This window comes from Vandammella animalimorsus (genome assembly GCF_002285285.1).
GTDB lineage: Bacteria > Pseudomonadota > Gammaproteobacteria > Burkholderiales > Burkholderiaceae_C > Lampropedia > Lampropedia animalimorsus.
Map to the genome: position 1 here is coordinate 53,452 of NZ_NSJF01000002.1, position 19,474 is coordinate 72,925.

General features: G+C 68.9%; 21 protein-coding genes and 1 tRNA gene. 7 read left to right on the forward strand and 15 right to left on the reverse strand.

Annotated features, from left to right (window positions below):
- Positions 1–182: 182 nt before the first annotated feature.
- From cobF to CK620_RS03595, 4 genes are read right to left on the reverse strand one after another with little or no spacing between them, the layout of a single operon-like run.
- Positions 183–998, reverse strand: coding sequence for a precorrin-6A synthase (deacetylating) (cobF, locus tag CK620_RS03580; protein ID WP_095549158.1), 816 nt, complete (start codon positions 996–998; stop codon positions 183–185).
- Between the two features lie 14 nt (positions 999–1,012).
- A complete protein-coding gene (locus CK620_RS03585; RefSeq protein ID WP_095549159.1) occupies positions 1,013–1,426 on the reverse strand; it encodes a PaaI family thioesterase in 414 nt (137 codons plus the stop codon).
- Positions 1,427–1,448: 22 nt separating this feature from the next.
- Positions 1,449–2,267 (reverse strand): precorrin-4 C(11)-methyltransferase, encoded by an 819-nt coding sequence (gene cobM, locus CK620_RS03590; RefSeq protein WP_095549160.1) that lies wholly within the window; start codon positions 2,265–2,267, stop codon positions 1,449–1,451.
- Positions 2,264–2,719 carry a cobalamin biosynthesis protein gene (locus CK620_RS03595; protein WP_172425536.1) on the reverse strand — a complete coding sequence of 152 codons (456 nt, stop codon included), beginning with the start codon at positions 2,717–2,719 and terminating at the stop codon, positions 2,264–2,266. Before CK620_RS03595 ends, cobM begins: the two co-directional genes overlap by 4 nt.
- Positions 2,720–2,932: 213 nt before the next feature.
- Between CK620_RS03595 and CK620_RS03600 the strand changes: the two genes are divergently transcribed.
- From CK620_RS03600 to CK620_RS03615, 4 genes are all read left to right on the forward strand, one after another.
- A complete protein-coding gene (locus tag CK620_RS03600) occupies positions 2,933–3,238 on the forward strand; it encodes a hypothetical protein (RefSeq protein ID WP_095543607.1) in 306 nt (101 codons plus the stop codon).
- 124 nt (positions 3,239–3,362) lie between these two features.
- The gene (ttcA, locus tag CK620_RS03605) at positions 3,363–4,349 is read left to right on the forward strand and encodes a tRNA 2-thiocytidine(32) synthetase TtcA (protein ID WP_095543606.1); all 987 of its coding nucleotides are present in this window, start codon (positions 3,363–3,365) and stop codon (positions 4,347–4,349) included.
- A complete protein-coding gene (locus CK620_RS03610; protein WP_238946000.1) occupies positions 4,337–4,975 on the forward strand; it encodes a DUF4136 domain-containing protein in 639 nt (212 codons plus the stop codon). Before ttcA ends, CK620_RS03610 begins: the two co-directional genes overlap by 13 nt.
- Positions 4,972–5,697 (forward strand): histidine phosphatase family protein, encoded by a 726-nt coding sequence (locus tag CK620_RS03615; RefSeq protein WP_238946001.1) that lies wholly within the window; start codon positions 4,972–4,974, stop codon positions 5,695–5,697. Before CK620_RS03610 ends, CK620_RS03615 begins: the two co-directional genes overlap by 4 nt.
- Before the next feature lie 22 nt (positions 5,698–5,719).
- Here the strand turns inward: CK620_RS03615 and CK620_RS13735 are convergent, their stop codons facing one another.
- Positions 5,720–5,989 (reverse strand): hypothetical protein, encoded by a 270-nt coding sequence (locus tag CK620_RS13735; protein WP_143325908.1) that lies wholly within the window; start codon positions 5,987–5,989, stop codon positions 5,720–5,722.
- Between CK620_RS13735 and ppk2 the strand changes: the two genes are divergently transcribed.
- The gene (gene ppk2 / locus CK620_RS03620; RefSeq protein WP_095549162.1) at positions 5,988–7,139 is read left to right on the forward strand and encodes a polyphosphate kinase 2; all 1,152 of its coding nucleotides are present in this window, start codon (positions 5,988–5,990) and stop codon (positions 7,137–7,139) included. The genes CK620_RS13735 and ppk2 overlap by 2 nt on opposite strands.
- Before the next feature lie 33 nt (positions 7,140–7,172).
- Here ppk2 and cbiT read toward each other — a convergent pair whose 3' ends face one another.
- Positions 7,173–8,423: a precorrin-6Y C5,15-methyltransferase (decarboxylating) subunit CbiT gene (gene cbiT / locus CK620_RS03625; protein ID WP_095549163.1), complete on the reverse strand. Its 1,251-nt coding sequence runs from the start codon at positions 8,421–8,423 to the stop codon at positions 7,173–7,175.
- Between cbiT and CK620_RS03630 the strand changes: the two genes are divergently transcribed.
- Positions 8,422–9,186, forward strand: a complete 765-nt coding sequence (locus CK620_RS03630; protein ID WP_095549164.1) for a cobalt-precorrin-6A reductase — start codon at positions 8,422–8,424, stop codon at positions 9,184–9,186. The genes cbiT and CK620_RS03630 overlap by 2 nt on opposite strands.
- On the opposite strand, the gene cobJ is transcribed toward CK620_RS03630, so the two are convergent.
- The 6 genes from cobJ to lptF are packed head-to-tail and all read right to left on the reverse strand — an operon-like array spanning position 9,150 to position 15,152.
- The gene (gene cobJ / locus CK620_RS03635; RefSeq protein ID WP_095549165.1) at positions 9,150–10,073 is read right to left on the reverse strand and encodes a precorrin-3B C(17)-methyltransferase; all 924 of its coding nucleotides are present in this window, start codon (positions 10,071–10,073) and stop codon (positions 9,150–9,152) included. The two genes, CK620_RS03630 and cobJ, sit on opposite strands and share 37 nt — an antisense overlap.
- Positions 10,067–10,834 (reverse strand): precorrin-2 C(20)-methyltransferase, encoded by a 768-nt coding sequence (locus tag CK620_RS03640; protein ID WP_095549166.1) that lies wholly within the window; start codon positions 10,832–10,834, stop codon positions 10,067–10,069. Before CK620_RS03640 ends, cobJ begins: the two co-directional genes overlap by 7 nt.
- Complete coding sequence (locus CK620_RS03645; RefSeq protein WP_095549167.1) at positions 10,824–11,453, reverse strand: precorrin-8X methylmutase; 630 nt, start codon at positions 11,451–11,453, stop codon at positions 10,824–10,826. Before CK620_RS03645 ends, CK620_RS03640 begins: the two co-directional genes overlap by 11 nt.
- Entirely contained in the window at positions 11,375–12,853 is a 1,479-nt protein-coding gene (locus CK620_RS03650; protein ID WP_095549168.1) for a precorrin-3B synthase, read from the reverse strand. The genes CK620_RS03645 and CK620_RS03650 overlap by 79 nt, the downstream gene beginning before the upstream one ends.
- Positions 12,832–13,983: an LPS export ABC transporter permease LptG gene (gene lptG / locus CK620_RS03655; protein ID WP_095549169.1), complete on the reverse strand. Its 1,152-nt coding sequence runs from the start codon at positions 13,981–13,983 to the stop codon at positions 12,832–12,834. The genes CK620_RS03650 and lptG overlap by 22 nt, the downstream gene beginning before the upstream one ends.
- Positions 13,980–15,152, reverse strand: coding sequence for an LPS export ABC transporter permease LptF (gene lptF, locus CK620_RS03660; protein WP_095549170.1), 1,173 nt, complete (start codon positions 15,150–15,152; stop codon positions 13,980–13,982). Before lptF ends, lptG begins: the two co-directional genes overlap by 4 nt.
- A 64-nt stretch (positions 15,153–15,216) precedes the next feature.
- Between lptF and CK620_RS03665 the strand changes: the two genes are divergently transcribed.
- Positions 15,217–16,830, forward strand: a complete 1,614-nt coding sequence (locus CK620_RS03665) for a leucyl aminopeptidase (protein WP_095549171.1) — start codon at positions 15,217–15,219, stop codon at positions 16,828–16,830.
- A gap of 185 nt (positions 16,831–17,015) precedes the next feature.
- Here CK620_RS03665 and CK620_RS03670 read toward each other — a convergent pair.
- The 3 genes from CK620_RS03670 to sucC all read right to left on the reverse strand — a co-directional run bounded on the left by CK620_RS03670 (position 17,016) and on the right by sucC (position 19,345).
- Positions 17,016–17,090, reverse strand: a tRNA-Val gene (locus CK620_RS03670).
- Positions 17,091–17,278: 188 nt separating this feature from the next.
- Positions 17,279–18,172: a succinate--CoA ligase subunit alpha gene (sucD, locus tag CK620_RS03675; RefSeq protein ID WP_095539331.1), complete on the reverse strand. Its 894-nt coding sequence runs from the start codon at positions 18,170–18,172 to the stop codon at positions 17,279–17,281.
- Positions 18,173–18,181: 9 nt separating this feature from the next.
- Positions 18,182–19,345, reverse strand: a complete 1,164-nt coding sequence (sucC, locus tag CK620_RS03680) for an ADP-forming succinate--CoA ligase subunit beta (protein WP_095549172.1) — start codon at positions 19,343–19,345, stop codon at positions 18,182–18,184.
- Positions 19,346–19,474: the final 129 nt, after the last annotated feature.

Consider the following 19,474-nt stretch of genomic DNA (forward strand, 5'->3'; position numbering starts at 1 on the left):
GTCTTTTCGGCCGGGCGCTTAGAGCCTGTTCAAAATCTCGGCGCGAGTGGGCAAGAAGCGGTTTGGGATGGGCTGCAAGGCGCAAAACGCAGCCATAGCTGGGGCTATGGCGAGGCTTTGCAACGCAGCAGAGCGCCCAAATCCGCGCTCTTGACCGCCGTGCAAAGATTTTGAACAGGCTCTTAGCCCTGCGGCTGGCGGCGCAGCAGGTAGGTGTCCATGATCCAGCCGTGCCGCGCCCGGGCGGCGGCGCGGGTTTGCACAATGCGCGGCCCAGCCTGAGGCAGCGGGCCGCTGTCGAGCAATTGCTGCGGCATGCCCAGGTAGGCGCCCCACCAAATGTGCAGCTGCTGCGCCAGCGCGGCAGGGAGGGCTTCAAAGCTGCACTGGCCATCGAGCATCACCACCAGCGTGTCCACGCCCTGGGGCCAGCCATGCTCGCGCAACTGCCGCCCGGTGGTGACCAGAAAGGGTTGGCCGATGTCATTGAGCGCCAGGGCGTGCGCAGCCGTCAGCGCCTGCATGGCGGTAATGCCGGGCACGACCTGCACGCGCTGCGGCGCAGGGCGCAGCCGCGCGGCAATGCGCAGCGTGCTGTCGTACAACGCCGGATCGCCCCAGACCAGCAGCGCCACCTGCAGTGCGGCCTTGCCCTGGCGCAGTGTTGGCTGCTGCGCCAGGGCCTGGGCGATGGCGGCCTGCCAGCATTGGGTGATGGCGGCATGCCACTCATCGACCTGGTTCAGGTAATCGCTGCCCTCGCTGCGACGCAGCGGCATGTCGAAACCGGCGATGCAGGCCCGGGCGGCATCGGCGCCGAGCACGGCATCGCACAGCGCCTGGCGCAGGGCGGCCAGCTCGGCCTTGTCCTCGCCCTTGTGCGGCAACAGGATCAGATCGGCCGCGCGCATGGCTGCCTCGGCCTGGCGCGTCAGGTGCCCGGGGTTGCCGGTGCCGATGCCGATGAGCGTCAGCTCCAGTGGCGGCAGCGCGGTCATTGGATGGCGGGATCTCATGCTTGATCGCCGGCAGCCACCACAGTGCCTTGGGCAATGGCGCACAGCACCTCCCGCCCATCACGCAGAGCCAGGATGTCGCATTGGCAGACGGCTTGCCGCTTGCCGGCGCTTCTGGCGGTGGCGCGGGCCAGCAGCTGGGCGCCTTGTGCCGGGCGCAGGTAGTTGATCTTGAATTCGGAAGTCAGGGCATTGCCGCCCAGTGCCAGGCCGCCAGCGAATGTGATGGCGTTGTCGGCCAGGTAGCTGAGCACGCCGCCATGTGCAAAGCCATGCTGCTGCAGCAGGTGGGGCTGCAGGTCGAGGGCAATGGTGGCCGATTGCGGCGTGACGCTTTCGAGCCGTGCGCCGATGAATTGGCTGAACGGCTGAGCGGCAAAGACTTGCTGTGCAAAAGTGTGCATTTCCATGGGGACTCTCCTTGGGGGGCAATCACTGGCGGGGCCGGTCGGTGGCCGTGTCCAGCGCCTGCGCGTCGTGCGCAAAGCGCGGCGCATCGCCCACCGGGCGATAGCGGCGGTCGTAGTCGGCGGCGTACAGGCGGCTTTCGGCGAAGAGCTCGGCCTGCAGGCTGCGCCCGACCAAGATCAGCGCGGTGCGCTCCATGTGGCTGGCCACGGACTGCGCCAGTTGGCCGACGGTGGTGCGCACGATGGCCTCATCCGGCCAGCTGGCGCGCCAGACGATGGCCGCCGGGCAGTCGGCGCCGTAGTGCGGCAGCAGTTCGTCCCGCACCTGCTGCGCCATGTGGATGGACAAATGGATGGCCAGCACCGCGCCCGTGGCGGCAAAGGCGGCCAGGCGCTCGCCTTCGGGCATGGCGCTGGCGCGGCCCGGGGTGCGCGTGAGCACCACCGATTGGCACAGGCCGGGCAGGGTCAGCTCGGCCTGCAGAGCCGCGGCGGCGGCGGCGAAGGCCGGCACGCCGGGGGTGACGCTGTAGTCGATGCCCAGCGCGCGCAGGCGGCGCAGTTGCTCGCCCATGGCCGACCACACGGACAGATCGCCCGAGTGCAGGCGCGCCACGTCTTGCCCGCGGGCGTGGGCGGTGGCCATCTCGGCGACGATGTCATCCAGGCTCAGCGGCGCGGTGTTGACGATGCGCGCGCCCGGCGGGCAGTGCGCCAGCAGCGCGCTGGGCACCAGCGAGCCGGCGTACAGGCACACCGGGCAGCGCGCCAGAAGGTCTCGCCCACGCACGGTAATCAGGTCGGCAGCGCCAGGGCCGGCGCCGATGAAATGTACGGTCATCGTTGAAGTCTTGATAGGCCTGATGGAATGGCTACGGCCAGGGTGGCGCTGCCGCAGGCGGCCACCAGGCGCGGCAGCAACAGGCTGGAGCGGCCTTGCGTGCCGGCGGCGGCCCACAGCGCGCAGGCCTCGGCCACGCTGCCGCAGCCATAGCGCGCCAGCGACTGCGGCGAGGCCGTGTGCGTGGGCTGGGCCGCCAGCATCTGGGGCGGCACGGCCACGGTGTGCGCCCGGCCCAGGCCGCACTCGGCCAGCCATTGCGCCAGCGCCGGGTGCGCCGCCCTGTGCGGCAGCGCTGCCACGGCCTGCACGGCCGCGGGCGTGAGCGCGGGCAGCAGCGCCTGCGCCCGCTGCCACAGCGCATGCAGGGCCGCGGCCTGGGCGCTGGCGCGCAGGCCAATGCCCAAAACCAGGCGGGCCGGGGCGGCATCGGGGGGGCAAGGTGGCGTCATCAAATCAAATGAAGCAGCGCGGGCGTGCAGAGCGCGCAGTGTAGGCCCTATGGCGTGCGCTGCGGCCATTGGGCGCCATCGCCTGCGGTGGCGCTCGATATGGGTTTTCCCCGGTCTGCGCCAGCGTTGCACGGCTGCCAAGCTCGCCTACACTTGGCAGTTTGTTCAGCGCTGCCGGTGCGGCGCGCTGCCATCCATGAAAGGAGACCGACTGTGCAAAGAGAAGTCAACGTCGTTTTGGCCGCTGGTCAGGAGTTCCGCCTGCCGGCGCATCAGGAGCTTTCGCCCCAGGAGGCGCGGCAGTGGCTGGATGCGCAGTTCGTCGAGCTCGACTGCGAGCCCATGCGCGCCAGCGGCAAGGTGCTGATCGCCGACAAGGTGCTGGCCATTGCCGCCACGGCCGGCGCCTCCTTGCTGCGCGACCCGGCCTGGAGCGAGCGCTTCGCCGCCGCCACCATCGCGGCGTTGGGCAAGCCGGCCATCAAGGTGGACATTCCGGCCATGTCGGTGAACTTCTGAACAGGCTCTGAAACCGTCTGCCCAGCCGCTGGGCAGACCCAAGGGGCAGGCCCTTGCGCGCGCTCTGGGTAGAATCAACGCATTGCCGCCGCCCAGGTGGCGCTTTCATTTGCGCACCGCCCCCATGAACACGATTGCCGAACAACCCGTGAGCAGCGCCAAGGCCGCCGACAAGGCGCGGCGCGAAGCCATCAAGCTGGAAAAGCGCCTGTGCCGCGAGGTGGGCCGCGCCATCCTGGACTTCAACATGATCGAGGAGGGCGATAAGGTCATGGTCTGCATGTCCGGCGGCAAGGACAGCTACACCCTGCTGGACATTCTGCGCCGCCTGCAAAAGCGCGCCCCGGTGCGCTTTTCGCTGGTGGCCGTGAACCTGGATCAGAAGCAGCCGGGCTTTCCCGATCACGTACTGCCCGAGTACCTGCGCGCTCAAGGGGTGGACTTCCACATCGAGACGCAGGACACCTACAGCGTGGTCAAGCGCGTCATCCCCGAGGGCAAGACCACCTGCGGCCTGTGCAGCCGCCTGCGCCGCGCCATCCTCTACAGCGTGGCCGAGCGCCTGGGCTGTACCAAGATCGCGCTGGGCCACCACCGCGACGACATCCTGCAGACGCTGATGCTGAACATGTTCTTCGGCGGGCGCATGAAGGGTATGCCGCCCAAGCTGGTCAGCGACGATGGCAAGCATGTGGTGATTCGCCCGCTGGCCTACATCCCCGAAAAAGACACGCGCCAGTGGGCCGAGTACCAGCAGTTCCCCATCATCCCCTGCAACCTCTGCGGCAGCCAGGACAATCTGCAGCGCCAGATCGTGGGCGACATGCTGCGCGACTGGGACCGGCAATACCCCGGCCGCCTGGAGAGCATGTTCCGCGCCATGCAGCACGTCGTCACCACACACATGATGGACCCCAAGCTGCACGACTTTCGCCATGCCAGGGCCACCGGCGTGGCCAGCCCCGAGGGCGACACCGCCTTCGACCCCGACACCTTCACTGAAACCTTTGCCCCTGCGGCTGCGGGCGACACGTTGGGCATCCGCGTCAGCGTCGCCCCTGCAGCCCCAGCGGCGTCCCAAGCGGAGGCCTGGACGGCATGTTCCTCCTGAAAAACCTTGTTGCGTGGAGCTCCCCCCGGCGCGCCGGCGCGGCGCTGGCGGCGGCTGTGCTGGCGGTCAGCGCCCTGGCGTTGGGCGGCTGTGCCAGCACGCGCGTGATCGATCAGGAAGTGCGCGCCTATTCCACGCTGGCGGCCATGCCCCAGCCGGCCAGCTACCGCATCGAGCGCCTGCCCTCGCAGCAGCAGGACACGCCCTACCGCCGCATGATCGAGCGCCAGGCCACAGAGGCGCTGGCGCGCGTAGGCCTGCAGCGCGACGATGCGCATGGCGCGCTGCGCCTGGAGCTGGGCGCGCACTCGCAGCGCTACCTGCCTGACTGGCCCCATTACGGCCCAGGCTGGCCCGACCCCTGGGGCTGGTGGCCAGGCCCGCTGTGGGGCGGCTATGGCTATTACGGCAGCTGGCGCGAGCGCCCGCCCACGCTGTACCTGCGCGAAGTGCGCCTGCTGCTGCGCGATGCCCAGGGCCGCGTGGTCTATGAAAGCAGCGCGCGCTACGACGACATCTGGCGCGACGACGAGGCCATCTTCCGCTCGCTGTTCGATGCCGCGCTCGATGGCTTTCCCACGCCGCCCGAAGGGCCGCGCCGCATCCGCCGCGAGCTGGCGCCGTGATCGCGCCCGAACAGGCCAGCGTCGCTGCCGATGATTTCGACTTGCCGGGCGGGCAGCGCAGCACCCGCCTGACCCTGATCCGGCATGGCCAGACGGCCTGGAACCAGGACGGCCGCATCCAGGGCCACATCGACATTGCACTCAACGCCCATGGCCTGCGCCAGGCACAGGCCATGGCGCAGGCGCTGGCCGATGAGGTCGACATCGCCTGTATCTACAGCAGCGATCTGGCGCGCGCCTGGCAGACGGCCCAAGCCCTGCAGGCGCGGCTGGGTAAGCCGCTGCAGGCCGAGGAAGGCCTGCGCGAACGCTGCTTTGGCCAGTTGCAAGGCCTGAGCGTGGCGCAAATCTGCGCGCAAGACCCGCAGCGCGCCCGCGCCTTCCAGAGCCGCGACCCCGACTACCAGCCGCCACAAGGCGAATCGCTGCGCCAGTTCGCACAGCGCGCCTGGGCCTGCGTCGCCCGCCTGGCTGCGGCCCATGCCGGCCAGCACATCGCGCTGGTCACGCATGGCGGGGTGCTTGATGCGCTGTACCGCCAGGCCACCGGCCTGGATTTGCAGGCCGCGCGCAGTTGGAGCATCGAAAACACCTCCATCCACCGCCTGCTGTGGACGCCGCAAGGCCTGCGCCTGCTGGCCTGGGGCGACGTGGCGCATCTGGATGAGCTGCCTGCACCGCAGCCAGGGCCGCAGGCTGCGAGCACTCAGCACTTCGTTTGACCCCTCCCCCAACCAGAGGCGCTTAGAGCCTGTTCAAAATCTTTGCACGGCGGTCAAGAGAGCGGATTTGGGCGCTCTGCTGCGTTGCAAAGCCTCGCCATAGCCCAGCTATGGCTGCGTTTTGCGCCTTGCAGCCCACCCCAAACCGCTTCTTGCCCACTCGCGCCGAGATTTTGAACAGGCTCTCAAGGCTTGGGCGGCGGGATAATGCGCTTTGGCTGCGTCGCCGTGTGGCGACGCCGTGTTCAACACGACATTTCCATTCACCACCCACACAGAAAGCAGCTTTCATGGCCGAGACCTCCAAAGCCGGTGCAGCCCAGCGCGCCGCCGCCAGCCCCAAGAAAACCCCCGCAACCCGCAAGGCCAGCCTGGGCGACGTGGCCCCGACCAGCAGCCGCAAAGCCACGGCCGAGCACGTGGCCGGCAAGGCCGCGCAGGCGCGCCATGTCGAGCTGGCCGAGGCGGCCACCACCATCATCGGCGGCACCAGCCCGATTGAGCAGCGCGCCCATGCGCTTCGCGCGCTGATCGACGGCGCTTCTCAGGACGACCGCGAAGCTCTGCGCAAGGCCCTGCTGGCCAAGAGCGGCAAGGGCTCTGCCGACAAGCCCAACCCGGATGAGGAGCTCTCCGAAGGCTGGCGCGATGGCGCCTACCCCTACAAAAACCTGCTGCGCCGCAGCGTTTACGAGAAAGACAAATTCAAGCTGCAGGTCGAGCTGCTCAAGCTGCAGGCCTGGGTCAAGGAAACGGGCCAGCGCGTGGTCATCCTGTTCGAAGGCCGTGACGCAGCCGGCAAGGGCGGCACCATCAAGCGCTTCATGGAGCACCTCAACCCGCGCGGCGCGCGCGTGGTGGCGCTGGAAAAGCCCACCGACACCGAGCGCGGCCAGTGGTACTTCCAGCGCTACGTGCAGCACCTGCCCACTGCCGGCGAGATCGTGCTGTTTGACCGCAGCTGGTACAACCGCGCCGGCGTCGAGCGCGTCATGGGCTTTTGCAGCGAGAAGGAATACCAGGACTTCATGCGCCAGGCGCCCGAGTTCGAGCGCCACCTGGTCAGCAGCGGCGTGCACCTGATCAAGTTCTGGTTCAGCGTCAGCCAGGCCGAGCAGCGCCGTCGCTTCAAGGAGCGCGAAGGCCACCCGCTCAAGCAGTGGAAGCTCAGCCCCATCGACAAGGCCAGCCTGGACAAGTGGGACGACTACACCCGCGCCAAGGAAGCGATGTTCTTCGAAACCGACACCGCCGACAGCCCCTGGACGGTGGTCAAGAGCGACTGCAAGAAGCGCGCGCGCCTGAACGCCATGCGCTACGTGCTGCACAAGCTGCCCTACACCGGCAAGAGCCTGGAGCAAATCGGCAAGCTCGACCCGCTGATCGTCGGCCGCGCCCACGTGGTCTACGAGCGCGGGGAAAAGCCCAGCGCGCTGCTGTGATGGCGCTTTGATTGTGAGCAGGCTCTGAACATTTCAGCCGCCGCCGCGCTGCCAGCACCATTGCAGCAGCGTGCGCGCGGCTTGCCAGCCGTGCATGCGCCCCAGCGGGGCGGCGCTGGCGATGTCGATTTTCAGCAATTGCCCGCCGTGCTGGCCATGCAGCTGCGTCAGCAGGGCCTGGGTCTGCAGCGTCACGGCGTTGACCACCAGGCGGCAGCTGGGCGGCAGCTGCGCCTGCAGCCAGGCGAACAGCGCGGCATCAAAGCCCCCGCCGACGAACACCGCCTGCGGCGTGGGCAAGGGCGGCGCGCCATCCTGCGGCTGCAGGGCATCGGGCGCCTTGCCCTGCAGCACCTGCAGGCGCTGCTGCAGGCCAAAGCGCTGGGCGTTGGCGCGGATGTTGGCAGCGCGCGCGGGCAGGGCTTCGATGCTGGTGGCGCTGCCGCCAGCCAGGCACCATTCCACCGCCACGGCTCCCGAGCCGCCGCCGATGTCCCACAGATGCGCGCCGCGCACCGGCGCCAGCGCGGCCAGCGTCAGCGCGCGCACCGGGGCCTTGCTGATCTGGCCGTCGTGGGCGAACCAGTGCTCGCTGCGGCCGGGCACGGCGGGCAGGGCGCAGCCTCCGGCGGCGCGCAGCGCCACGGCCACCGGGGCCTGGGCCGGCTCGGCCTGCAGCGCGGCAATGGCCTGCTGCGCCGCAGGCCAGTGGCGGCAGCGCGCCTTCGGCCCGCCCAGGGCTTGCAGCACCCAGTAGGGGCTGGCGCCCCAGCCCTCGGCCTGCAGCCATTGCGCCAGCGCCAGCGCCGCCGCGCCATCGCGCAGCAGCGCAATGCACTGGCGGCCCGGCGCCAGCAGCGGCAGCAGTTGCTGGTGCGCGCTGGCGTGCAGGCCCAGGCAGTCGGTGTGCTCCAGCCGCCAGCCCAGCTGCGCGGCCACCAGCGAGAATGTGGGGCTTTGGCCCAGGCTGCGCCATTCGTGCGGCGCCAGGTGCTCGGCCAGGCTGCCGCCGGCACCGAACCAGAATGGGTCGCCCGAGACCAGCGCCACGACCTGTTGTCGGCCGCGCAGCGCCAGCAGCTCGTCGAGGGCGAAGGGCACGGGCCAGGGCTTACCACGCCCGGCCGGCTGCAGCGCCACCTGGGCCAGCGCGAGGTGGCGCGGCGCGCCAAAGACGGTCTGGGCCTGGGCCAGCGCCTGCTGCGCAGCCGGGCACAGGCCTGGCAGGCCGTCCTCGTGCAGGCCCACCAGAGTCAACCAAGGAGAGTCAATGGAATCGGCCATGATGCATGTGCTCCTGCTGGGTGGCACCAGCGGCGCCAGTGCGCTGGCGCAGCGGCTGCACGCCAGCGGCATTGCGGCGCTGTTTTCTTACGCGGGCGCCACGCGCGCGCCGCAGGCCCAGCCGCTGCCCACGCGCTGCGGCGGCTTTGGCGGGGCCGAGGGGCTGGCGCAATTCATCCGCGCCCAGGGCATCAGCCACGTGGTCGATGCCACGCACCCGTTCGCTGCGCAGATGAGCCGCAATGCCTGCGCGGCCTGCGCGGCCACGGGCACGCCGCTGCTGGCACTGGAGCGCGCGCCCTGGCGGCCGCAGCCGGGCGATGCCTGGATTGAGGTGCCGGACATGGCTGCCGCTGTGCAGGCCCTGCCCGTCGCTGCTGCGCGGGTCTTCCTGGCCATTGGCCGCAAGCCGCTGGCGGCCTTTGCGGCCAAACCACAGCATTTTTATTTGCTGCGCCTGGTCGATGCTCCGCAGCCGGACAGCCTGCCGCTGCCGCATGCCCAGGTGGTGCTGGGGCGCGGGCCGTTCAGCGCCGAGCAGGATTTGCAGCTGCTGCGCGCGCACGGCATCGGCTGGGTGGTGGCCAAGAACGCCGGCGGCGATGCCGCGCGCGGCAAGCTGGATGCGGCGCGCGCGCTGGGCCTGCCGGTGGTGATGGTGCAGCGCCCGGCACTGCCCGAGCGCGCGCGCACCGAGCGAGTGGAAGCGGTGCTGCACTGGCTGGCTCATGGCGCGCTGCCTGCGAGCGGGGCGGGGGGCTGATCGGCTGGCTGATTGGCGCTTTGGCCGGGCGCGCCGGGGTAGTGGCGCGGCGTGTAGATCCAGTGCCGCTGCGCTGCGCCGATGCGGCGCGTGAGGCTGTTGCCCACCAGCACCACGGTGCGCATGTCGGCCATTTCCGGCTCGGCCTGCTGCAATGGGCAGCACAGCAATTGCTCATCGGGCGTGCACACGGCGCGCGCGAAGATCAGCAGGCGCTCGGGCTCGCAGTGCGTGCGCAGCAGTTGCAGCAGTCGCACAAAGCCTTCGGGGCGGCTGCGTGAGCGCGGGTTGTACAGCGCCAGCGCAAAGTCCGCCTGCAATGCCAGGCGCACGCGCTGTTCGATCACGGCCCAGGGCTTGAGGTTGTCCGAGAGGTTGATGCAGCAAAAATCGTGGCCCAGCGGCGCGCCGGCGCGCGCGGCGGCGGCCAGCATGGCGGTGATGCCGGGCAGCACCTCGATGTCCAGCGCCAGCCACTGCGCGCGCTCGGGCGCGGCGGCGCATTCGATGGCTTCGAACACCGCCGAAGCCATGGCGAACACGCCTGGATCGCCTGAGGACACCACGGCCACCTGCCGGCCCTGCGCGGCCAGCGCCAGCGCGTGGCGCGCGCGGGCCAGCTCCTCGCGGTTGTCGCTGGCGTGCCAGGCTGGGGTCTGTGCGCCGGGCTGGGCCTGCAGCAGTTGGCGCGCCCGCTCCACATAGGGCAGGTAGCCCACCACGTCGCTGGCGGCCTGCAGCGCTTGCAGCGCCGCGCCCGTGGTATGGGCCGCATCGCCCGGGCCCAGGCCAACGATGCACAGGCGGCCTGTAGCAGCCGCAGCGGCAGCGGCTGCCGCGCCGTTGTTGCAGCCGTGGTCGTTGCTGGCGTTGGCGTTGTTCAGCATGGCGCGGCCTCCGGCCGGCGGCCCTGGCCGTGCACCAGCACGATGGCGAAGTAGGGGCAGGCGTCGCCGGGCACATCGCTCAGCCGCGCCACCTGCTGATTGGCCATGGTGCCGTGCTGCACCAGCCAGGCATCGCTCAGGCGGCCGGCGCGCGCCAGCGCGCGGCGGATGCGCGGCAGGTTGCGGCCAACCTTCATCACCACCAGCGCCTCGGCGCTGCGCATGCGCCGCGCCAGCTCGTCTTCGGGCAGGGTGCCGGCCAGCACGGCCAGGGCGTCGTCGCCCCAGGTCATGGGCTGGCCCGTGGCGTGCCAGCAGCCCACCATGCCGGGGATGCCGGGCACGACCTGCAGCGCCACGTCGCCGCGCGCGCGCAGCCGCGTGTACAGGTGCATGAAGGAGCCGTAGAAGAACGGGTCGCCCTCGCACAGCACCACCACCTGCGCATCGCGCGCCAGCTGCGCCAGGCGCTGGCACCAGTGGTCGTAAAAGCTGGCCAGCGCTTGCGTGTAGGCCGGGCTGTGCAGCGCAATTTCAGTGGTGACGGGGTACTCCATCGGGTACTCCTGCACGCCGGGCGCCAGCAGACCTTGAACGATCTGGCGCGCCTGGCCGGGGCGGCCCTTTTTGCGGAAGTAGGCCACGTGCTGGGCCTGGCACACCAGGCGCTGGGCCTTGACGCTCATCAGCTCCGGGTCGCCCGGGCCCAGACCGACGCAGACCACGCCCGGCGCGGCGGCAGGCAGCGGCTTACTCTGCATGGCTGGCCAGGGCATTGATGGCGGCCACGGTGACGGCCGAGCCGCCCAGCCGGCCGCGCACCACCAGCGCGGGTGCAGGCAGCTCTTGCAGCAGCGCCTGCTTGGATTCGGCCGCGCCGACGAAGCCCACCGGGCAGCCGATGATGGCCGCCGGGCGCGGGCAGCCGGGCTGCTGCAGCATGTTCAGCAGGTGGAACAAGGCCGTGGGCGCATTGCCGATGGCCACTACCGCGCCGGCCAGCTGCGGCCGCCACAGCTCCAATGCTGCGGCGCTGCGCGTGGTGCCCAGGCGCTGGGCCAGCTCGGCCACGCCGGGCTCGTGCAGCGTGCAGACGATGCGGTTGGCCGCTGGAAGGCGTGCGCGCGTGATGCCTTCGCTGACCATGCGCGCATCGCACAGGATGGGCGCGCCAGCCTGCAGCGCCTGCCGCGCGGCGCGCGCCATGCCGGGGGAGAACTGCACCTGCTCGGCCAACTCGACCAGGCCTGCGGCATGCACCATGCGCACCACCACGGGCTCTTCGTCGGCGTCGAAGCGGCTCAGCTGCGCCTCGCTGCGGATGATGGCAAAGGACTGCCGGTAGATGGCGGCGCCGTCGGTTTCGTAGATGTGCGGCATGGGGAGCCTGAATCGGAATCTTGCTTGAAAAACAGGGCGCTATTGTCGCGCAGCGCCGCTGTATCCATCGGCTGGCCGGGCGCTTGCTTGGCCCCCTGGGGCAGCAGGGCAAAGCGGGGCTGGCCTGAGCCTTGCACGGCGCGCAGCGTGAGCGCGGCCTGCTCGGGGCGGGCGCAGTCCTTGGCGCAGCCGCTGACGTGCAGGTGCCGGCCCGGCGGCACCTGCGGCGCCAGCGCCAGCGCCAGCGGCTGGGTGGGGGCCAGGGCCTGCCGGCAACCTGGCGCCCCGGCGCAGGCCGAGACGCGCAGGCGGGCATCGCCTGCATGGCCGATCCAGTGGCGGGCGTCATCCAGCCCGGCCAGGCGCAGCCAGTGCGCGCTGGGCGGCTGCGCCGCCTCGATCAGCAGCATGCGCCATGGCGTGATGCGCAGCATGGGCGCGCCCGCGCTGGCGGCTGTTGCCAGCAGGGGCAGGGCCTGGGCCAGGCGCGAGAGCGCCAGCGCGTCGATGCGCCCCAGCGGCGCAGCCAGCAAAAGGCCGTGGCCGGGCAGCCAGCCCGGCTCGGGCGGAGCTGCTGGCGCCGTGGTCTGTGCATGGCTCGGTGCGGTGTTCAGCGCTGAGGGCGGCGGCAATTGCATCGCCAGCGGCAGCGGCCAAGGCGGCAGGTGCTGGCCGTGGCGGGCTTGCCAGTGCGCCAGCAGGCTGGCCATGCGGCCGGGGTGCTGGCCCTGGGCGCGGCGCTGCTGGGCCTGGACCGCACACCATTGCGCCAACACCAGGGCGCTGTCCAGTGCGGCGGCGGCATTGGGCGCGGTCAGCGCCCAGGGCTGGCCGTCGATTTGCAGCTGCCAGGCGGCCTCGCGCTGGCCGGGCGCGGGCGCCAGGCGCAGCAATTGCAGGTCGCCCGGCAGCGCCGCCGAGCCGCCCTTACCGCCTGCCGGGGCATGGCCGATGGCCCAGCCGAACTTGGCTGGCAGCCCATCGAGGCCGGGGCTGTGCGCCAGCGCCTGCTGCAGGGCCTGGGCCATGGCCAGCAGGCCGTCGCCGGGCTGCCACAGCGGGTCAATGACGAGGTTGCGCAGGCGCTCCTGGCGCGCATCGGCATCGAGCAGTCCGGCTCCGGCCAGGGCGCGCAACACGGCCGGATGGCGCGCGGCCTGCAGGCCGCGCAACTGCAGGTTGGCGCGGCGCGAGAGCTCAATCACGCCCGCGCCGTGCGACTGGGCCAGACGCGCCAGGCGCAGGCCCTGGCGCGCGCTCAGGCAGCCCAGTGGCGGGCGCACGCGCAGCACCAGCCCGTCGCCACTGGCCATGGGTTGCCAGGCGCCTGGGCACCAGCCGCGCACGGCCGCAGAGCCTGGCGGCGCCAAGGTGGGGTTCAGCGCTGGCGCACCATCCATGTGAACACCCCCAGCGCCAGCAGGGTGTAGGCCACGGCCGGGGCGGCTGCCGTGGGCAGCGGCGGCCAGCCGCGCAGATTGCCCATGTAGCCCAGCACGTTGTTGAGCATCAAATAGCTGATGCCCACCAGGATGCCGATGAACATGTAGCCGACGATGCCGCCGGAGCGAAAGTGCAGGTAGGCAAAGGGCAGGGCCAGCACCACCATCACCAGGCAACCCAGCGGGTAGAACACTTTGCGCCACAGCTCCAGCTCGAAGCGCTGGGTGGATTGGTCGTTGGCGCGCAGGTGGCGCACGTAGTCCAGCAACTGCATGGTGGACATGCCATCGGACTTGAGGATGGCGGCATTGACCATGGCGCTGGTGATGCCGGTGGGCCAGGCCAGCTCGTCATGCCGCTGCACTTGCATGGGGGTGAGCGAGGCATCCAGGCTGCCGTCGGCCTGCAGCGTTGGCGTGTCGGTCTGCGCGGGCAGGGTTTCCTCCTGCGCCTGCTGCAGTTGCCAGAGGCCGGGGCGCACCAGGGCGCTGCTGGCGTGGATCTGGCGGCTGAGGCGGCCATCGGTGGCGAACTCGAAGATGCGGATGCCCTGCATCTGCCGACCATCGGCCTGCAGCGCCGTGACGCTGACGATGCGCGAGCCATCGCTGTGGCGCTCGCGCAGCCAGGCGCCCGCGCCGCCGCCAGCGACGATGCGCCCGCCCAGGTGCTGCGCGCGCAGCAGCTGCGCCGAGCGCTCGGCCCAGGGGGCGATGTAGTCGCCCATGACAAAGGTCACGGCGGTGAACAGCAGGCCCACGCCCAGCAGAATGCCCAGCGCCTGGCCCGGCCCCAGACCGCCGGTGCGCAGGATGGTGAACTGCGAGGTCTTGGCGTAGCGCGCCATCACGAACACGGTGCCGATCAGCACGCAGATGGGCAGCAGCTCATAAACGTGCATCGGCGCGGAGAACGCCATGTGCGTGAGCGCCTGCAGCATGCCGTAGCTGCTTTGCACGCCGCTGCGACTGACAAAACGGCTTTCGCTGATCAGGTCGAAGAACAGCAACAGCGCCAGAAAGGCGGCGGTGGTCATCGCCACGGTGGCGATGATCTCCTTTTGCAGCATGCGGGTAACGATCTTCATGCCATGGCCTCCCGACGGCGCCACAGTTGCTGCACCGACCACTGCGCATTGCGCGCCCATAGCCAGCAAATGCCAATCAACAACACGCTGCCATGCAGCCCCAGCAGCCAGACGCCGCCGTGTATGCTGCCGCGCGCCACCCAGTTCTGCCCCAGCGTGAGCAGGTTGAAATAGACCACGAATACCAGCAGCGCCGTGACGATGTGGCCCATGCGGCCCGAGCGCGGGTTGCTGCTGGTCAGCGCCAGCGCCAGCAGCACGTAGTTGATGGCCGCCAGCACCAAGCCAGCGCGCCAGACCAGCTCAGCTGTGTAGGCGCGGCGCAGTTGCTGGGCCTCGTGCCCGCTGGGCGGCGGGGCATCGGGCCCGGCCAGTGAAACGGGCGGGGCCACGCCGCGAATGCGCGCCAGCAGCTCCAGCGTGGGGGTGGAGCGGATCGTGGCCTGCGCCGTGCCGATCGGGTCGCGTTGCAGCAGCGCTTCGTACTGTGCGAACTCGGCCACGCGCAGCGCTGGGCGCTGGCCGCGCAGCTGCTCGGTGCGTTGGCCAGTCTCCAGCACGATGCGGCTCTGGCCCTGGCCTTGCACCAGGCTGGCGTGGCGCGCCGTGGTCACGGCGCTGTGCTCCTCGCCCTGCTGGGCGAAGAAAATCTGCCGCGCCTGCTCCAGCGAGCTGCTGTCGCGATCGACGAAGAACACGCTCTCGCCGTTGGAGGAAATCTGAAACTCGCCGGGCGCAATGCGGTCAAGATCGCTGCGTTGCTGGAACTGGTGGCGCAAATCCAGAATGCGCGCCTGCGACCAGGGCCAGCCCAGCAGCGACAGCGCGGCAATGGCCAGCAACAGCGGCCAGGCAAAACGCAGCAGCGGTGCGAGAAAACCAGCCAGCCCCTGGCCGCTGGCGAACCAGATCACCATCTCGCTGTCCTGGTACATGCGCGCCAGCGTGCCGATGATGGCCACAAACAGGCTCAGGCTGAGCACGATGGGCATATAGCCCAAAACGGTGTAGCCCATCACCAGCATAATGTCGGACGGACTGACCGAGCCCTTGCTGGCCTGGCCCAAAGTGCGGATCAGCATCAGCGTGACGACCACGGTCAACAGCACCGTCAGCGTCCCCAGAAAAGTGCGCGACAAATCCTTGCGCAAGGCGGCATCGAACAGCATGGCTCAGGACGGAATGAGAAAACTCTCGAACAAGGCAACGATTGGAGAAAGACACGCCATGGCGATGACGCTGGAATTGAAGACCCTGAGCCTGCAAAGCGCAGCCCAGGAAAAGGCCGACCTGCTGCTGGTGCTGGTGCCCCAGGCCGAGGCTGGGCAGCAGCAGGAGCCAAAGACCCAGGCGGCAGAAAACGAAGGCGCTGCAGCGTTGCGGCAATTGCTGCAGCAAGCGCAGCAAAGCGGTGATTTCGAGCCGGCCAAGCTTGGCAACCAACTGGCGCTCTACAGTGTCGCACAAGTCGCTGCGCGCAAAGTCCTGCTGCTGGGCGTGGCCCAGGCCAGGCCCGCACAGCTGTGCAAGGCCATTGAAGGCGTGGCGGCGCAGCTGCGCCAAAAAGGCGTGAAGAAAGCCGTGGTGCTGGCGTTGGGCGATGCCGCGCAGGACGATGCCGCCGTGCAGGCCCTGGCGCGGGCCCTGAGCGCGGCCGCCTACTGCTACCGCCATACCAAGCCCAGCGAGCCTGAAGTGTCGCTGCAGAAAATCGTGCTCGGCGTGGCCAGCAAGGCCCGCGCCCAAGCCGCGTTCGAGCAAGCGCTGGGCGTGGCCGCCGGCATCGCGCTGGCGCGCGAGCTGGGCAATTTGCCGGCCAATCACGCCACGCCCACGCGCCTGGCGCAGACCGCGCGCGAGTTGGCCAAGGCCAAGGGCATCAGCGTCAAAGTGCATGCGCAGCGTGAGCTCGAACGCCTGAAGATGGGTGCTTTCCTGGCCGTTGCGCAGGGCTCGGCCCAGCCGCCGCAGCTCATCGAGCTGCACTATCAGGGCGCGCCCAAGACGCAGCCGCCGGTGGTGCTGGTGGGCAAGGGCGTGACCTTCGACACCGGCGGCATCTCCATCAAGCCCGCCGCCGGCATGGACGAAATGAAGTTCGACATGTGCGGCGCCGCCAGCGTGCTGGGCGTCTTCCAGGCCCTGGCGCGGCTGCAGCCGCGCATCAACGTCGTCGGCCTGGTGCCAGCCACGGAGAACATGCCTGGCGGCAAGGCCGTCAAGCCCGGCGACGTGGTCACCAGCATGAGTGGGCAGACCATCGAAGTGCTCAACACCGACGCCGAGGGCCGGCTGATCCTGTGCGATGCGCTGAGCTATGCGGCGCGCTTCAAGCCCAGCGCGGTGATCGACATCGCCACCCTCACCGGCGCCTGCGTGATCGCGCTGGGCGGCGTGCGCAGCGGCGTGTTCGCCAGCGACGACGCGCTGGCCCAGGCCCTGCTGCAGGCTGGCGAGGCTGCCCAGGATCTGGGCTGGCGCATGCCGCTGGACGACGATTACGGCCAGGGCCTCAAGAGCGCCTTTGCCGACATGGCCAACGTCGCTGGGCGCGAAGCCGGGGCGGTGACAGCGGCCAAGTTCCTGCAGAAGTTCGCTGGCGACTGGCCCTGGGCGCACCTGGACATCGCCGGCACAGCCTGGAAAAGCGGCAACGCCAAGGGCGCCACAGGCCGCCCCGTGGGTTTGCTGATGCACTATCTGCTGGGCCTGGCCACCGCCCAGGCTGCCGAGGCCGCGCCGCAACGCAAGCCCGCATCGCCGGGCGGCCAGACCAGCAAGGCCGGCAAGAAACCTGCAAAGTCGCCCCCCACCAGCAAAGCCCGCACGGCGGCCAAGCGCACGTAAGCCTGGCGCGGCAGGTTGAATGCCTGTCCCAATCCCGCCTTCGTGCGTCCGAGTCGGGCGGTCGAGGGCGGGCAGCTCCAAGTGTGCAGCGCTGCTCTGCACGGTTTCTGAAGGGGCAAGCCATTCTTGTCCATTGCAAAGGCAATAAAAAAGGGGTTGGACTTTCGTCCAACCCCTTTGGGCTTTGGTGGGCGATACTGGGTTCGAACCAGTGACCCCTGCCGTGTGAAGGCAGTGCTCTACCGCTGAGCTAACCGCCCAAAGCATTTGAAATTCTGTGCCCCTCAAGGCAAGCGTGCACTATACCATCTTTTTCTGTGCTTGCCGGCTACAATGGGCCAAATTTCATGCGGGCCTACAAAAAAACCTGCGCTGGTGCCTGGGCCAGTGCAGGTTTTTTTATGTGCCATGCCGCCGGCGGGCGGCATGGCAGCTTGAGTTGTGGCTTTTACAGCAGGCTCTTGAGCAGCTTGCCCATTTCCGATGGGTTGCGCGTGACCTTGAAGCCGCACTCTTCCATCACGGCCAGCTTGGCCTCGGCGGTGTCCTCGCCGCCGGAGATCAGCGCGCCTGCGTGGCCCATGCGCTTGCCCGGGGGGGCGGTCACGCCGGCGATGAAGCCGACCACGGGCTTTTTCATGTGCTCTTTGCACCAGCGGGCGGCTTCGGCCTCGTCGGGGCCGCCGATCTCGCCGATCATGATCACGGCGTCGGTGTCCGGGTCGTCGTTGAAGGCCTTCATCACGTCGATGTGCTTCAGGCCGTTGATCGGGTCGCCGCCAATGCCCACGGCGCTGGATTGGCCGATGCCCAGCTCGGTGAGCTGCGCCACGGCTTCATAGGTCAGCGTGCCCGAGCGCGAGACCACGCCCACGCGGCCTTTCTTGTGGATGTGGCCGGGCATGATGCCGATCTTGATCTCGTCGGGCGTGATCAGGCCAGGGCAGTTGGGGCCCAGCAGCAGGGTTTTCTTGCCGCCAGCGGCTTCTTTGGCTTTCATGCGGTTGCGCACTTCCAGCATGTCCTTGACGGGGATGCCTTCGGTGATGCAGATGGCCAGGTCCAGGTCGGCTTCCACCGCCTCCCAGATCGCGGCTGCGGCACCTGCGGGCGGCACGTAGATCACGCTCACCGTGGCGCCGGTTTCCTTGGCCGCTTCCTTGACGGAGGCGTAGATCGGCACGTCAAAAATCTTCTCGCCGGCCTTCTTGGGGTTCACGCCGGCGACGAAGCAGTTCTTGCCGTTGGCGTATTCGATGCACTTCTCGGTGTGGAACTGGCCGGTCTTGCCGGTGATGCCTTGGGTGATGACTTTGGTGTCTTTGTTGATGTAGATCGACATGGCAATTCCTTACTTCTTGACGGCGGCCACGACTTTTTCGGCCGCTTCGGCCATGGTGTCGGCGCTGATGATGGGCAGGCCGCTCTCGGCCAGCATCTTCTTGCCCAGCTCTTCGTTGGTGCCCTTCATGCGCACGACCAGCGGCACTTGCAGGTTCACGGCCTTGCTGGCGGTGATGACGCCGGTGGCGATGGTGTCGCACTTCATGATGCCGCCGAAGATGTTGACCAGGATGGCCTTGACCTTGGGGTTTTGCAGCATGATCTTGAAGGCTTCGGTGACCTTCTCGGGGGTGGCGCCGCCGCCCACGTCGAGGAAGTTGGCCGGCTCGCCGCCGAAGAGCTTGATGGTGTCCATGGTGGCCATGGCCAGGCCCGCGCCGTTGACCAGGCAGCCGATGTTGCCGTCCAGACTGATGTAGGCCAGGTCGAACTTGCTGGCTTCGACCTCGGCCGGGTCTTCCTCGTCCAGGTCGCGCAGGGCGACGATTTCCTCATGGCGGAACAGGGCGTTGGAGTCGAAGTTGAACTTGGCGTCCAGCGCGATGATGTTGCCCTTGCTGTCGCGGTTGAGCGGGTTGATTTCGACCAGGCTGGCGTCGGTGTCCATGTAGCACTGGTAGAGCTTCTTGCACACGTCCACGAACTGGGGCACGGAATCTTCGGGCATGCCCACGCCCTTGGCCAACTCCTGGGCCTGGGCGTCGCTCATGCCAGCGAGCGGATCGACAAAAACCTTGACGATCTTCTCGGGCGTCTTGTGGGCCACTTCCTCGATGTCCATGCCGCCTTCGCTGGAGGCGATGAAGGCCACCTTCTGGCTGGCGCGATCGGTCACGACCGAGAGGTAGTACTCCTGTTGGATGTCGGCGCCTTCTTCGATATAGAGGCGGCGCACCTTCTGGCCCTCGGGGCCGGTTTGGTGCGTGACCAGTTGCATGCCCAGGATCTGACCAGCCAGGGTTTTCACGTCGTCCAAGGTCTTGGCCACCTTCACGCCGCCGCCCTTGCCGCGACCGCCAGCGTGGATTTGCGCCTTGACCACCCACACCGGGCCGCCGAGCTTTTGCGCAGCCTCGACGGCCTCTTGCACGGTGAATGCGGGGATGCCACGGGGCACAGGCACCCCGAACTTGCGCAAGATTTCCTTGCCTTGGTACTCGTGAATCTTCATGAGAGATCTCTTAGGGAGGGGAAGTGGAAAGAATGAATGCGGCCAGTGCGCAGCAGCCATGCTGCACTCCGCCGCGGCCCAGTCAGGCCCGGCCAGCAAGTGCCGCCGGAGATGGGGAAATGGCGAGAA

What these genes read in the sequence shown, in the direction of transcription:
- lptF (WP_095549170.1), bottom strand. Translation starts at nt 15,152, where the DNA reads ATGCTGTTCGATGCCGCCTTGCGCAAGGATTTGTCGCGCACTTTTCTG.
- ttcA (WP_095543606.1), top strand. Translation starts at nt 3,363, where the DNA reads ATGAACACGATTGCCGAACAACCCGTGAGCAGCGCCAAGGCCGCCGAC.
- sucD (WP_095539331.1), bottom strand. Translation starts at nt 18,172, where the DNA reads ATGTCGATCTACATCAACAAAGACACCAAAGTCATCACCCAAGGCATC.
- ppk2 (WP_095549162.1), top strand. Translation starts at nt 5,988, where the DNA reads ATGGCCGAGACCTCCAAAGCCGGTGCAGCCCAGCGCGCCGCCGCCAGC.
- CK620_RS03645 (WP_095549167.1), bottom strand. Translation starts at nt 11,453, where the DNA reads ATGCCGCACATCTACGAAACCGACGGCGCCGCCATCTACCGGCAGTCC.
- CK620_RS03595 (WP_172425536.1), bottom strand. Translation starts at nt 2,719, where the DNA reads ATGACGCCACCTTGCCCCCCCGATGCCGCCCCGGCCCGCCTGGTTTTG.
- cbiT (WP_095549163.1), bottom strand. Translation starts at nt 8,423, where the DNA reads ATGGCCGATTCCATTGACTCTCCTTGGTTGACTCTGGTGGGCCTGCAC.
- CK620_RS03640 (WP_095549166.1), bottom strand. Translation starts at nt 10,834, where the DNA reads ATGCAGAGTAAGCCGCTGCCTGCCGCCGCGCCGGGCGTGGTCTGCGTC.
- CK620_RS03650 (WP_095549168.1), bottom strand. Translation starts at nt 12,853, where the DNA reads ATGGATGGTGCGCCAGCGCTGAACCCCACCTTGGCGCCGCCAGGCTCT.
- cobM (WP_095549160.1), bottom strand. Translation starts at nt 2,267, where the DNA reads ATGACCGTACATTTCATCGGCGCCGGCCCTGGCGCTGCCGACCTGATT.
- lptG (WP_095549169.1), bottom strand. Translation starts at nt 13,983, where the DNA reads ATGAAGATCGTTACCCGCATGCTGCAAAAGGAGATCATCGCCACCGTG.
- CK620_RS13735 (WP_143325908.1), bottom strand. Translation starts at nt 5,989, where the DNA reads ATGAAAGCTGCTTTCTGTGTGGGTGGTGAATGGAAATGTCGTGTTGAA.
- CK620_RS03630 (WP_095549164.1), top strand. Translation starts at nt 8,422, where the DNA reads ATGATGCATGTGCTCCTGCTGGGTGGCACCAGCGGCGCCAGTGCGCTG.
- cobJ (WP_095549165.1), bottom strand. Translation starts at nt 10,073, where the DNA reads ATGCTGAACAACGCCAACGCCAGCAACGACCACGGCTGCAACAACGGC.
- cobF (WP_095549158.1), bottom strand. Translation starts at nt 998, where the DNA reads ATGACCGCGCTGCCGCCACTGGAGCTGACGCTCATCGGCATCGGCACC.
- sucC (WP_095549172.1), bottom strand. Translation starts at nt 19,345, where the DNA reads ATGAAGATTCACGAGTACCAAGGCAAGGAAATCTTGCGCAAGTTCGGG.
- CK620_RS03585 (WP_095549159.1), bottom strand. Translation starts at nt 1,426, where the DNA reads ATGGAAATGCACACTTTTGCACAGCAAGTCTTTGCCGCTCAGCCGTTC.
- CK620_RS03665 (WP_095549171.1), top strand. Translation starts at nt 15,217, where the DNA reads ATGACGCTGGAATTGAAGACCCTGAGCCTGCAAAGCGCAGCCCAGGAA.
- CK620_RS03610 (WP_238946000.1), top strand. Translation starts at nt 4,337, where the DNA reads ATGTTCCTCCTGAAAAACCTTGTTGCGTGGAGCTCCCCCCGGCGCGCC.